The 14,504-nt window shown below is 41.5% G+C and carries 10 protein-coding genes; 1 reads left to right on the forward strand and 9 read right to left on the reverse strand.

Annotation, left to right across the window (positions count from 1 at the left end; genetic code table 11):
* The first annotated feature begins 113 nt into the window (after window positions 1-113).
* On the forward strand, window positions 114-641 hold the full coding sequence (gene bslA, locus QSJ46_RS09915) for a biofilm surface layer hydrophobin BslA (protein WP_260775952.1): 528 nt from the start codon (window positions 114-116) through the stop codon (window positions 639-641).
* Window positions 642-873: 232 nt separating this feature from the next.
* Here the strand turns inward: bslA and mutL are convergent, their stop codons facing one another.
* From mutL to spoVS, 9 genes are all read right to left on the reverse strand, one after another.
* Entirely contained in the window at window positions 874-2,775 is a 1,902-nt protein-coding gene (gene mutL / locus QSJ46_RS09920) for a DNA mismatch repair endonuclease MutL (RefSeq protein ID WP_047202218.1), read from the reverse strand.
* Between the two features lie 21 nt (window positions 2,776-2,796).
* Window positions 2,797-5,373: a DNA mismatch repair protein MutS gene (gene mutS / locus QSJ46_RS09925; RefSeq protein WP_285604671.1), complete on the reverse strand. Its 2,577-nt coding sequence runs from the start codon at window positions 5,371-5,373 to the stop codon at window positions 2,797-2,799.
* Window positions 5,374-5,497: 124 nt separating this feature from the next.
* On the reverse strand, window positions 5,498-6,043 hold the full coding sequence (gene cotE / locus QSJ46_RS09930; protein ID WP_039178732.1) for an outer spore coat protein CotE: 546 nt from the start codon (window positions 6,041-6,043) through the stop codon (window positions 5,498-5,500).
* A gap of 245 nt (window positions 6,044-6,288) precedes the next feature.
* The gene (gene ricA / locus QSJ46_RS09935; protein ID WP_047202216.1) at window positions 6,289-6,723 is read right to left on the reverse strand and encodes a regulatory iron-sulfur-containing complex subunit RicA; all 435 of its coding nucleotides are present in this window, start codon (window positions 6,721-6,723) and stop codon (window positions 6,289-6,291) included.
* A gap of 1 nt (window position 6,724) precedes the next feature.
* Window positions 6,725-8,251 (reverse strand): tRNA (N6-isopentenyl adenosine(37)-C2)-methylthiotransferase MiaB, encoded by a 1,527-nt coding sequence (gene miaB / locus QSJ46_RS09940; RefSeq protein ID WP_034281907.1) that lies wholly within the window; start codon window positions 8,249-8,251, stop codon window positions 6,725-6,727.
* Window positions 8,252-8,400: 149 nt separating this feature from the next.
* Complete coding sequence (locus QSJ46_RS09945) at window positions 8,401-9,582, reverse strand: glycine C-acetyltransferase (RefSeq protein WP_212039853.1); 1,182 nt, start codon at window positions 9,580-9,582, stop codon at window positions 8,401-8,403.
* The gene (gene tdh / locus QSJ46_RS09950) at window positions 9,579-10,643 is read right to left on the reverse strand and encodes an L-threonine 3-dehydrogenase (RefSeq protein ID WP_285604672.1); all 1,065 of its coding nucleotides are present in this window, start codon (window positions 10,641-10,643) and stop codon (window positions 9,579-9,581) included. The genes QSJ46_RS09945 and tdh overlap by 4 nt, the downstream gene beginning before the upstream one ends.
* A 173-nt stretch (window positions 10,644-10,816) precedes the next feature.
* A complete protein-coding gene (locus QSJ46_RS09955) occupies window positions 10,817-13,861 on the reverse strand; it encodes an efflux RND transporter permease subunit (RefSeq protein WP_285604673.1) in 3,045 nt (1,014 codons plus the stop codon).
* 202 nt (window positions 13,862-14,063) lie between these two features.
* A complete protein-coding gene (gene spoVS / locus QSJ46_RS09960) occupies window positions 14,064-14,324 on the reverse strand; it encodes a stage V sporulation protein SpoVS (RefSeq protein WP_003211281.1) in 261 nt (86 codons plus the stop codon).
* Between the last annotated feature and the right edge of the window lie 180 nt (window positions 14,325-14,504).

Here is a 14,504-nt window from a genome sequence, read left to right on the forward strand (position 1 = left end):
AATAAGGGTATAATATACCATTTAATACCATATGGTAATATGGTAACATTATAGGTAAATAATGGGTGTAATCATCTATTATTTACCTATATTCAACAAGGGGGAAGGAAAAAATGAAAAAAACATGGACGATTCTTATGATGGGGATGCTCACATTGGTTATGGCGCTGTCAGTACCACTTTCTGCATCTGCTGAAGGAGCCGAAAGCAAAGCATCAACCAATGTAAAGCCAGCTGCTCTTTACGCTAAAATTACAGGAGCTAGTAAGCAGGAATGGTCTTATTCTGACATTGAGCTGACGTACAGCCCAAATTCAGTTCTAAGTCTTGGTGCAGTTGAGTTCACACTGCCAAAGGGTTTCCAAGCAACAACAAAAGACATCTTGAACGGTAAAGCATTAAAGGACAGCTACATTTTGAACAACGGACAAACCGTTCGTATTCCGCTCAGACTGGATTTACTTGGAATTTCCAAATATACATTAAAGCTTTCACATAAAGTACTTCCTGCTGCAGGTACATATACGTTCCGCGCAGAAAATCGAGCAATCAGCATTGGTTCCAAATTTTATGCAGAAGATACGATTGATATTAATACACGACCAGTTGTGGTCACACCGCCAGATCCTTGCGGATGCTAAAGAAAAAAGCGCTCTGTTAAGAGCGCTTCAGATTGTTGACAAAGGGCTAAAATGATCTTAATTTTAGCCCTTTGTCTTTTTTTCAGCGTGATAGAAACCCTTTGCAGTCTAGGAAGGAAGAGCATCGGAGCGGAGTGAATTTGACATTCGTGAGCACCGAAGCGCAGGACTGACAACGAATGCGAGGGTTTGTCTACACGCTGAGCGCTCTGTTAAGAGCGCTTTTTTTATATCACATCACCCGTTTAAACATTTTCTCCATTTCATAAGTGGAGTGATGAATAATGATCGGCCGGCCGTGCGGACAGGTGAATGGATCCTTCGTTGTCCGGAGTTCATCTAATAAGGCTTTGATTTCATCATGACGCAAATGACGATTTGCTTTGATTGAGCCTTTGCAGCTCATCATAATCGCCGCTTCTTCTCTCAGTTTCTTGATATCAACACGCTTTTCATCAAGCACTTGCTCTATAATCTCTTCGATCAGTTCAGCCTCTTCACCTTTCGGAAACCACTGTGGATGCGAACGAACGATGTAGCTTCCTGAACCAAAGGGCTCTAAGAAGACACCCACTTTCGCTAGAATATCCTTATGCTCTTCAATGATCAGCATATCGTTTTTAGAGTAGTGAAATGTTAAGGGGACGAGCATTTCTTGCACTTCCTGTTCGATCTCTCCCACCTTCTCACGATAATACTCATACTTGATTCGCTCTTGAGCTGCATGCTGGTCAATGATATAAAGTCCTCGTTCATTTTGAGCTAAAATATATGTGCCGTGCATTTGCCCAATTGGATACATCACAGGGACGCGTTCGTTTTCAGGCATCGTCTCTGTCACATCTTCATATAGTACCGTCTCTTCATCTTCAAATGAAGCGGCGGATTCCTCTAAATGAATACGCTCAGATGATACTTCTTCATAAGATACTGGTGATGATGCTTCTGTCTTCTCTTGTTTAGGCATCCCATATGCATCGGTATAACTTGTCTCGTATATGACCGACTCGTGCGGATCCGGCTGATAGGTTAGCGGTGTTTCTGGTTGGCTTTGGTTTCCTTGTTTCGCATCAAAGGTTAAGGATTGTTGCTCATTTTTCACAGCTGGTATTGGTGCTTTTTTTGGTACTGAGGCACTTGGAATGAGCTGCTGCTTTTGAAATACTTCCTTAATTCCTTGTTTAATCAGCTCATGAAGTTCCTGTTCTTTACTTAGTCTCACTTCAAGCTTCGAAGGATGAACGTTCACATCTACTAAAATTGGATCCATCTTCATCTCAATAAATGTAATTGGATGACGACCAATCGGAAGCAGTGTGTGATATCCTTCATGGATCGCTTTCACGAGCGGAAAATGTTTGACATATCGGCCGTTTACAACAGAAGACATATAATTCCGTGATGCCCTCGTCACTTCTGGTAAGGAAATATACCCTTTCACTTCAAAATCAAGTGATTGTACGTGGAGCGGCAGCATTTTTTTCGCCACGGCTGTCCCGTAAATGGCCGCAAGTACATGACGCACATCTCCGTTTCCATTCGTTTGGAGGAGAACTTTCCCTTGATGACGCAAACGGATTGATACTTCGGGATGAGCTAGCGCAATTCGGTTGACCACATCCGATATATTACCAAGCTCCGTATGAACGGTTTTCATATATTTCAGGCGAGCTGGCGTATTGTAAAATAAGTTGGTGACCACAATCTCAGTGCCGCGGCGGCCAGAGGTTTTTTTCTCTGAAATAATCTTCCCGCCTTGCAAAGCTAGGTGTGTCCCAGCTCCTTCGCCAGTACTTGTTTTCATTTCTAAATGAGAGACAGATGCAATACTTGGCAGTGCCTCTCCCCTGAATCCAAGGGTTCTGACACGGAACAGATCATTTTCGTCTTTGATTTTGCTCGTTGCATGACGCTGGAAGGCGAGCTTACAATCTTCAGCATCGATTCCAACACCATTATCAATAATCCTTATAGAAGAAAGACCTGCTTCTTCTACATCGATTTCAATCACTGTACTTTTTGCATCGATCGCATTTTCCACAAGCTCCTTTACAACAGAAGCTGGGCGCTCGACCACTTCACCTGCAGCAATTTTATTGGATAGGTCATCGGATAACTGAATAATCTTTGCCATTTCTGCTCACCTCACCTTACATTATAATTTCTTTTGCAATTCATACAGCTTTGTCATAGCTTCAAGCGGAGTCATATCCATTAGGTTGTATGATTTTAATTCATCGATGACCGCTTGATCTTTCTGTTTTAGAGCAGCTTTTGGCTGCGGTTTTTCTTCTACTTCAAAGAAAGATAGCTGCTGTTTTTCTTCAGTCTTTTCTACTTTTGGTGCTGGAGATACGTTCGGGGTCACGTCATGTGATCCGCTCTCAAGCTCCGTTAAAATGGTCTGGGCTCTATTGATGATGGCATCAGGCAATTCAGCTAGCTGCGCTACATGAATACCATAGCTTTTATCAGCTGCACCTTCTTTGATTTGATGTAAGAAAACGACTGTGCCTTCATGCTCTTCAGCTCGCACATGAACATTTTTCAGCTCGCTTAATTGAGATTCAAGAACCGTCAGCTCATGGTAATGTGTAGAGAATAGGGTTTTGGCCCCAATATGATCATGAACAAATTCAATGATCGCCTGCGCAAGCGCCATTCCATCATAGGTGCTTGTCCCACGTCCAATTTCATCGAATAAAATCAAGCTGTTTTTCGTTGCGTGCACCATCGCATTTTTTGCTTCGAGCATCTCTACCATAAAAGTACTTTGACCAGAAATCAAATCATCTGCTGCACCAATACGGGTAAAGATTTGATCGAAGATTGGTAGCGTCGCCTTTGACGCAGGCACAAAGCAGCCAATCTGCGCAAGAATCGAGATGAGAGCCATTTGTCTCATATACGTACTTTTCCCTGACATATTCGGTCCAGTGATGAGTAAGGTTTGTCTGCCTTTTCCCATATGGCAGTCATTCGGTACATATTCCTGGTGATCCAGCACTTTTTCAACGACAGGGTGACGGCCATCTTTGACATCCACGTCATCCTCTGAGAATTCCGGACGGATATAACGGCGCTTTTCACTAACAGTCGCAAAGCATTGAAGCGCATCCAGCTCACTCATTTGTTTTGCGAGCAGCTGTAATCTAGGAATATAGCCTTTTACTTGCTCCCTGAGAGCTGTAAATAGTTCATATTCCAATTCGTTAATATTTGATTCTGCTTCAAGAATCAGTGCTTCTTTTTCTTTTAATTCAGGTGTGATATACCGCTCTGCATTGGCAAGCGTTTGTTTTCTTTCATAACGCCCTTCCTCAAGCAGATGTGTATTTGCACGTGTCACTTCGATATAATAACCAAACACTTTATTAAACCCGACTTTTAATGAGCGAATGCCGGTATATTCTCTTTCCTGCTGTTCGAGACGTGCAATCCAGTCCTTTCCGTTTCGGCTGGCATCACGGTATTCATCTAATTTTGCATTGTAGCCATCTTTAATCAAATTGCCTTCTTTTATCGTCATCGGCGGATTTTCATAAAGTGCATCTTCTAATAAATCAAGCAGGTCGCCGCAAGGATCAATCTCATTCGCTCTTGATTTTGCCATTTCCTCTGGTAATGATTGAACGAGTTGTTTAATATCCGGTACTTGTTTTAAGGATTCCTTGAGCTGGATGAGATCACGGGCATTCACGTTGCCAAATGCCACGCGGCCCGCTAGACGCTCAAGATCATATACTTGCTTTAATCGTTCGCGCAGATCCTCGCGCTCAAAGAAATGATCCATCAGAATTTGCACCATTTCCTGGCGCTCGTTAATTTGCGAAAGACGAATGAGCGGCCGGTAGATCCATTGCTTGAGCAGTCTGCCGCCCATCGCTGTTTTTGTTTCATCTAACAGCCATAATAAAGAGCCTTTTTTGCTTTTTGAACGAATCGTTTCTGTTAATTCAAGGTTTCGTTTTGAGTAAAGATCAATTTTCATCGTTTGTTCAAGCTCAAACACTTGAACTTGCTGAAGGTGATCCAAGCTTCTTTTTTGCGTTCTTCTTAAGTAGGCATATAGTGTTAAAAATGCCGTTTTTAACTTGTCGTCAAGATGGGAAACGAGCTGTTCAGCTTCCTCTAATAGTTCATCACTATCTTCGTATGAAATAGTTGCTTGGCAGCGTTCTTTAAGGGTTTTGATTGTTTCCTCATCCAGCTGCTTTGACACCACAATTTCTTTTGCACCAACAGAATAAATTTCTGATACGACTTCATCTAATCGATCGATGAAAGCCGCCATGTTTTCACCTGTTGATAAATCAGACAGCGCAAGACCGTATCCATTTTGAAAGCTGGTAACAGACGCAATGAAGTTGTTCTCGTTTTCACTTAAACCTTTACCATCCATGACGGTACCTGGTGTAATCAGTTGAACAACTTCTCTTTTGACTACACCTTTTGCCGTTTTAGGGTCTTCCACCTGCTCACAAATGGCGACCTTGTAGCCTTTTGAAATCAACTGTTCTATGTATGCAGAAGCAGAATGATATGGAACGCCGCACATTGGAATTGTGCCGCCGTCTCTGCTTGTTAACGTAATTTCTAGTTCTTGCGCCGCTTCTTTCGCATCATCAAAAAACATCTCATAAAAATCGCCTAAGCGAAAAAATAAAAAGGCATCTTGATAATCTGCCTTGATCTTTAAATATTGCTGTATCATGGGCGTATAACTTGCCATATTTCTAATCCCTCACTATATTACTTTCGAATTCATACCATCTTCAATTATAGCATAAAAAATCACCTTTTTTCTCCTAGATCAGGCACAAAAAAACTAGGGGGATATGCGCCCTAGTCATTCCTTACTCTTCTGGATCACCTGCTAGGAACTCTGGATGAATATCCTCTAACTCCTCATCCACTTCTTCTTCCCACTCGTGATCATCTTTTTCTTTCCAGTCTGAATTGACCTCTACAACAATTTTTGTTTCACCGACTACCTCAGCAATGAACTCTCGCTCTGCCTGAACGATAATTTTATTGCCATTTGGAGAAATAGTCACTTCTAAGCAATTGGGCTGCTGCAAAACTTTCGCAATCACTTCGTGCTCATCATCAAGAAAATTTTTATCTTTATATCTCAGTTTAATGATGTCTACATACTTCACACGCTCTGTGACGACTTCTGTTTTCGTGTTGTCAGCGTAAGAGTACCATACGTTAATATCAAATGTTCCTTCGATCTCAACCGTTTTACCGACCTTTTCAGCATCATACTTATGATTAATGATCCAACCACCTAGGATACTGGTTGGTTTTTGCGATGGAGAAATGGTGTGTGTGCTTTGGGTGAATTTCCTCCCTTTTGCAACCACCGCTTTTGTAATAATTTCTCTGTATTCAGACATTCCGGCATGCCTCCTTGTTCTTGATCGTTTTATCTTATGCTGGGCATTCGTCTAGTGTGTCACGATTTTGAACTTCATGTTCAATTAAATTCATTTCTGTTTCAGTGTATGCATGGTCGCCCATAAACTTGCCTTGAAAATTGGAAAAGTTGGAGAGTGAGAGATTTGGAGTTGATGAAGCATGAAGAGAATGGGTAGTGCATTTCAATAGGAAAACAAAAAAACCCCGCATCTGCGGGGTTTTCTCATTTAATGGAGCAACTTGGTGATGAGTTTTTTACTTTTGAACCGGTTTCTCCTAATAAAAGGTCACCGCCGGTTGAAAGAATGATTTCATCTGTTACTTGATTCGAAATCGTGTGCGCTACAAGCTGAAGCAGGGAATTGACTTCTGTTTGTGATTCTTTGAATTCTTGAATGACTGGGATGTCATCCAGTTCTTCCTGCAGGGCATCGATTTTTTCTTCGACTTGTTTTAATGCTTCATGTTTGCCGTAATGCTTTAAATTTACAGCTTGTTTTTGAAGCGCCTTAATTTGATTAATGATCGTTGAAATTTTTGTATTTTCATTGATTTGCGCTTCTGCTTTTTTGAAGAAATCAACTTCTTCCGTTTCAGAAATCATTTTAGCGAGCTCTCTTGCGCGCTCAACAATCTCTTTCTTTGAATAAAGTGTCATTTTAATTCACCTCGATAGCTTCTCCAACCATTTCTCCGTCAAGAGACCAAGTTTTGGCTTGTGTGATTTTCACTTTGACGATGTTGCCAATCGCTTCTTTTGGTGCTTTAAAATTCACAAGCTTGCTTTTACTTGTATATCCGGCTAGGATCTCAGGGTTGTTTTTACTTTCACCCTCTACTAATACTTCGACAATCTGTCCTTCATATTCCTTCATTTTTTTCGCAGAAATTTCATTCACAAGTGCATTTAGGCGTTGCAGACGTTCTTTTTTCACACGCATTGGCACGTTGTCTTTCATTTTCGCTGCCGGCGTTCCTTCTCTTGGAGAATAAATGAACGTATAAGCGGCATCAAACTCAACCTCGCGATAAAGCGAAAGTGTTTCTTCAAACTGCTCATCTGTTTCATTTGGGAACCCAACAATAATGTCCGTTGTTAATGAAGCATTCGGCATAGCTTCTTTGATTTTGCGCACAAGATCAAGGTAACGCTCACGGTCATATTTTCTCGCCATAAGCTTCAGCACAGAAGAACTTCCGGATTGAACTGGCAGGTGAATATGATCGAGAAGGTTTCCGCCCTTGGCTAGCACTTCAATTAAGTGATCATCAAAATCACGCGGGTGACTTGTTGTAAAACGGATACGTGGAATATCAATTTTTCGCAGCTCATCCATAAGGTGGCCAAGACCATATTCCATATCTTCAAAATCTTTTCCATATGCATTCACGTTTTGACCAAGAAGGGTAATTTCCTTATATCCTTCTGCTGCTAAACGTCTGACCTCTTGAATAATTTCATCTGGGCGGCGGCTTCTTTCCTTGCCGCGCGTATAAGGCACGATACAGTATGTACAGAATTTATCACAGCCGTACATAATATTCACCCAGCCCTTGATTTTACCTTGACGGGCTCTCGGAAGGTTCTCAATCACATCGCCTTCTTTTGACCAAACCTCAATGACCATTTCTTTTGAAAGGTAGCATTCAGATAACAGCTCTGGCAGGCGGTGAATGTTGTGCGTGCCGAAGATTAAGTCAACAAATGGATGTTTCTTCAAAATACGGCTCACGACAGATTCTTCTTGGGACATACATCCGCAGACACCTAAAATTAAATCTGGCTTTTCACGCTTTAATGCTTTTAAATGACCAAGCTCTCCAAACACTTTGTTTTCCGCATTCTCACGAATCGCACAAGTGTTTAATAAAATGACATTCGCATCTTCAGTTGAGTTTGTTGGTTCATAGCCTAGCGCCATAAAAATACCAGCCATCACTTCTGTGTCATGCTCATTCATTTGACAGCCGTATGTGCGAATATAAAACTTGCGGCCGTTCCCTAACCCTTGAAACTGCTCGTCAATTTGAAATTGATTGTATTCGACTTCTTCTTTACCCCGTTTTTTTGCATCTTTTAAGGAAGGCGGAATGTACACAGCTTCAAAATATTTGCTGTAGTCCTTCTCGGATTTTTTGTCCGATGAACTTACTTGTCCGCTCGCTTTTCTCTGCTCTTCATTCATGAATTTGTACTCCTTTCAAACCAAGTTCCACCCTACAGTATAGACTATTTTGTGATGAATTGAAAATAAATCATATACGGTTCTTCTATGAAAATTGTCTATTAGTCATAACCATTTTTCATAAAAAGAAAAAGAGAGCCTGCGCTCTCTCAATCAAGTATGTTTAGTTTTTTTGCTTCTTCTTCAATGATTGTCAGTGCCCGGTCTAGTTCTTCTTTTGTGTGCTCGGCTGTGATGATGGCTCTAATTCTTGCCTTGCCTTTTGCTACTGTTGGGAAGGCGATGCCTTGAGCAAACACACCTCGTTCTATTAAAGCTTTTGAGAAACGAAAAGTAAGTGCTTCGTCTCCAATCATGATTGGGATAATCGGTGTCTCTGTTGGGGCAACTTGAAATCCAAGGCTGATGACCTTTTCTTTAAAATAAGCGGCGTTCTCCCAAAGTGTATCGATTCGCTCCGGTTCATCTAACAGCACTTCAATCGCTTCTTCACACGCTCTAGTCACAGCTGGCGGATGTGAGGTGCTGAATAAAAACGGTCTTGCTTTATGTTTTAAATAATCAATTAAAACCGCTGAACCAGCTACGTAACCGCCGAGCACTCCGACAGCCTTACTAAGTGTCCCGACCTGAATGTGCACTCTGCCGTCGAGTTTAAAATGGTTGACTGTCCCGCGGCCATTCTCGCCAAGCACGCCCGAGGCATGCGCATCGTCTACCATGACAAATGCATCATATGCTTCTGCTAGCCTGACGATTTCAGGAAGTGGCGCGATATCACCATCCATTGAGAAAACACCGTCTGTTACGATGAGACGGACGCGATAATTCATTGATTTTTTCAAAATCTTCTCCAGCTCTTCCATATTGGAATGACTGTATACCTTTTTATCTGCTTTGGTTAATCGGATTCCATCAATAATTGAGGCATGATTCAGTTCATCCGAAATGACAATATCATCTTTTGTCAGGATACTCGATAAAACCCCTTGGTTGGTCGTAAAGCCTGATTGGAACACAAGGGCTGCCTCTGTCTTTTTAAATGCAGCAAGCTTTTTTTCAAGACGTTCATGCATTGTCATTGTGCCGGCGATGGTTCGAACGGATCCTGTACCCGCTCCGAATTCATCAATCGCCTCTTTTGCTGCTTTCATCAGCCTTGGGTGCGAGGTGAGGCCTAAGTAGTTATTTGAGGAGAGTTGTATAACAGGTTGTTCATTTAATGTTACAGTGGATGATTGTTTTGAGTCGATCTCTTTCAAGGTTTGGTGGGTGCCCTGCTGCTTCATTGTTTCCAATTCATCTTGTAAATACGTGAATTCCTTCATCATTTCTTCCCCCTTTGATATGATGGCATCATCAGTACGACTTTTCCGCACGTACCGCTTTGCATAAGTTCAAATCCCTTTTCGAACTCTTCAAATGGCAGTGTATGAGTGACAACTGGCTTTACATCAATGGTATTCGTTCTTAACAGCTCAGATACTTGACGCCACGTCTCAAACATTTTTCTCCCCGTGATCCCTTGCACGGTTAATCCCCTAAAAACAATTTGGTTCGTAATATCAATTGTCACTGGCCGTTCTGGCAAGCTTAGTATATTGACCTTTCCTCCATTTGCACAAGCTTCGAGTGCTTGATTAATGGCAGCTGGATGACCTGACATCTCACACATTACGTCTGCCCCTTCCATCCGGGTGAGCTGCTTAATCATCGCGACTGGATTATCTTTTCCAATATCCACAATATGATCTGCACCCATTTTTCGGGCAAGATCGAGCCTGTATTCATTTTTATCAACGGCGAACACTTGAACAGCTCCAGAAGCTTTTGCGACAGCGATTGCCATTAAGCCGATTGGTCCGCAGCCAAAAATCGCCACAGATTTACCTGAAACAGGTGTGTGCAGTACTGTATGGACAGCATTTCCTAGCGGCTCTTGTATAGAGGCAAGTTCAACTGGCATTTGAGCCGGATTATGCCACACATTTTGTTCAGGTATTTTGACATATTCAGCAAAACAGCCATCAATGTCTACCCCTAAAATTTTCGTTTCACTGCACAAATGCTGCTGCCCTGTTAAGCACATATAACATTGATTACATACAACATGCGTCTCAGCTGATACAAAGTCCCCTACTTTTGCTCGTGAGACCTGCTTCCCCACTTTGACAACTTCCCCTGTAAATTCATGTCCAAAAATGTAGGGCGCTTTGACTCGCCCCTTAGCCCAGTCATCCCAATTATAAATATGCACGTCTGTTCCGCATATCGAAGTGGCTTTCACTTGGATCAAGACTTCATGATCTTTGATTTCTGGAATCGGCATCTCCATCAGCACCGCTCCGTAAGCGCTTTCTTTTTTAACAATTGCTTTCATCGTTCCACACATGACGTACAACCCCTTTGTTAAAAAACTTCTCCCAATCAGATTTTAACACGACTTATTTTAGTCGTAAACACCACTGTCTACTAGATAAAGACAAATGAACACCCCACATATTTTTTTAGATATTTTTCTAAAAAAAAGCAAATCTCCGGTTGAAAGGAGATTTACTTTCATCGTCAGCGTTTCTTTGAAACGGCAACATATAGGGCTGGCACAATAAATAATGTCAGAATCGTTGAGAAAAAGACACCCGATACAATGCAGATGGCCAGCGGCTTAAAGAGTGGATCATGACTTAATGCAACAGGCATTAATGCAACTAGTGCCGTAAATGCTGTTAAAAGTATCGGTCTAATCCTTGCTCTTCCCGCTTCAATGACAGCTGTCTGTTGATCAAATCCTTGCTTGCGCCGCTGTTCAATAAATTCGAATAAGACGACCGCATTTCGAACGACAATACCAGCCAATGAGACAATTCCCATTGTTGCCATAAAGCTGAATGGCGTTTGTGTGACAAACAGTCCGATAATGGCTCCTGATACGGCTAAGTAAACCGTTCCTAGAACTAACAGTGGAAGCATCAATGAATTGAACTGGAATGCGATGGTCACGTAAATGAGCAGCAGGACAACCGCAAATAAGAGACTAATTTCAATAAAGAACTGGGTCTGATTTTCATTTTCTCCACCTTGTGAAATGGTCAAATCCTTCGCTGCCGCGCTTTTCCCCACTTGATTAACGACTTCTTTCATATCGTCTTTAAACGAATCTGATGCGCCGGGATACGCCTTTAGCGTAATGGTTGGAACTCCATTTTCATGTGGAATGCTTTCATACTGCTCTGTTTCTTTTTCTGTTACATATCGGCTAAGCGGCTCAAGTTGAGGCATACCACCCTCGTTTGTCTTCACAGGCACTTTCAATTCTTTTAGCTTTAAACCATTTTGATGTGTACCTGTATCCTGTTTCACCACTAAATCGATATCATTTGTTCCTTGTTTAAAGGTACCTAATGGAATCCCTTCTGTCACAAGCCCAAGCTGTCTGCTGACAAATTGAGCACTGAGCCCATCCTCTGCCATTCGCTCACGGTTTAATTCAAAGGAAATCGTTTTCGCCGGCTTATTGACATCATCTGTAATCAAGCTTGCTCCTTTGTCTTTCATTTCATTTGTCAGCGTTTCTTTGACATCAATGAGCTTTGTAAAAGAGTCACCTGCAACTGTTACTGTCACTGGCGCTCCAGTTGGCGGTCCTTGAACAATGGTTTTCATAAAGAGATCAGCCTCTTTGAATTTCTCTCGCAAAGGCTCGGTCATACGATCAATCAATGCCTTACTTGTCATCTGATCATTGTCTACTCTTACAACAATCTGACCGGTGTGGTCACTTGCATTTGAAATACTTTCATTAAACAGATTCGGCACCCCGCCGCCTGCAAAAATCGCCGTTTCTTCAATGCCTTTTTGCTGCTTAATTTCTTGTTCTATTTTCTTTAGTGTTTCATTTGTTTTGTCTAATGTTGTTTCACTTGGAAGCGTGACAGTGACGACCACTTCTTTCTTATTTGCCGCAGGGAAAAATTCAAATGGTGTGACGAAAATAAGTAAAAAAGCAAGCGTTGCAACAAGCAAGCCACTTAGTCCAATAACGAGCGGCCGCTTCACAATGTTTTTCAGCACACGGTCTGCATAGAAATCCGCCAGACTTTTTAATGGTTTTCCTAGGAAGCCCGGCTCTTTTTGACTCTTCTTGTTCTTTCTTTTCCTGTTCACAGTATATTGATAGACCGGCACAAGTGTCAGCGAAATCACCATGGACGCAAGCACAGTCGTTACTAGAACAGACGGTAATGCCCGAATAAATGAACCGTTTGCACCTGATAAGAAAAGAAGCGGCAGGAAAGCAAATACAACAGCAAGAGTTGATGTCAAAATAGACCCTGCAACTTCTTTTACGCCAGCAATTGTTCCTTTAAGCGGACTTTCGTATTTTTTCATTTGTCTTAAAATATTATCATTGACGACAATCGCATCATCGACAAGTATCCCTAAGGCAATGATAAAGCCGATGATCGAAATTTGATTGAGATCCACTTGTAAAAATGGCAGCGGAATGGTTCCAATTGTAATGGATAGCGGAATGGCGAGTGAAACGATAAACGCCCCGCCAATCGTGAGTCCAAGTGTAGTAACGATAATGACCGCGATGACTGCAACAATGGCTTCTTTTATTAAATCATTGAAAATGGCATCCACTTCACTTTTTTGTGAATAGTAGTCTACCCACTCCACCCCATTTGGCAGCTGCTTTTCTTTCTCAATGACATCATTGACTTTGTCATACATTTTAGGAATATCAAGCCGTGGTTTAATATTCACTGTAAATGAATAGGCGGGCTTTCCGTTATAGGACACAATATCACTTTTCTCTTTTTCTACTTCTTTTAAGCTGCCAAGCTGACTAATTTTGACCGGCTCTCGTTTTGTTTTTGAGAAAAGCTCAATTTTTTTGACTTGATCTAAGCGGTCATATGTATCGATGGACAGCTTGACCTTCTCTTTACCTGCCCGAATATCGCCTAGTGGAGATGTATCAAATTCCTGATTGATGGCATTTGTGACATCAGTTACATTGAACCCTTCACCCTCCAGCTTGTTTGAATCTAAGTTTAATATCGCTTGTTTGTCATTGAAGCCTTTGATAACGACATTGTCTACCCCTTTGATGTCCTCTACTTTTTTCTTTAATGCACGCAGCGATTTCTGACTCTTTGCTAAGTCCGATGATTGACTCGACACAATCATATAAGAACCAACGGGTACGCTGCCGAACTCATCCTTTACATCCGGCTCCATCACTCCGTCAGGAAAAGATGACGCAGCACTTGTCGTTTCATTCTTAATTTGACTTGCCACCTTTTGAAAGTCGGCTTGATCCTCAATTTCAAGCACAACATTTGAGAAACCAATGGCAGAAACCGAGCTCGTTTTCTCTACACCATTGATATCAGATAAAGCTGATTCCAGCTTATTGGTGACGTCTCTTTCCACCTGTTTTGCATCTGCACCAGGAAAAACGGTAGAAATCGTGACGAGATTCGCCTCGAATTCTGGAAGTTCTCGTTTAGGAAGCTGCGCGAATAAATAGCCGCCAGCAATGAGAACGATAAAAAATAAAATAAAAACAAGCTTTCCTCTTTTCAAAAAAGCTTCGAACATTATTTCACCTACTTAAATATTTATTTTTGATGAAGTAAATTCAACTTAACCTTAATTTATCATCATGGTGAAAAAATGCAAGCTCTAATATGTCATTTTTATCTATTTCACGAACTGAATATGTTATATAAGAAATGTATAGCGGTAAACAAAAACAACCTGCTTACATGATGTAAGCAGGTTGAAAATAATAAAATTAGAATTATCGTGGCTCAACAATCAATTTGATGGCTGTTCTTTCTTCTCCATCGATCAGAATGTCAGTAAAGGCTGGAATGCATATCAAATCCACTCCGCTTGGCGCAACAAATCCCCTTGCAATGGCGACAGCCTTAACCGCCTGATTCAGTGCTCCAGCGCCGATTGCTTGTATTTCTGCTGCACCGCGTTCACGTAAAACGCCCGCTAATGCTCCTGCTACTGAATTCGGATTTGACTTTGCTGAAACTTTTAAAATTTCCATTTCTGCTCCCCCTTAAATTTACAATGGATAAGTGAGTGTTCATTAGAACAATCTTTGTTAGATGATGCTATTTTTTTGAAAATCCATCCCCAAAATGTTTTTCAAAAATAGCAGGCTACCTACCATTTTTACTATATTCACGATAGAGGGCGCATATTCCTTCTTTCTGATTAATATTTT

This window comes from Bacillus sp. YKCMOAS1 (assembly GCF_030268125.1).
Classification (GTDB): domain Bacteria; phylum Bacillota; class Bacilli; order Bacillales; family Bacillaceae; genus Bacillus; species Bacillus safensis.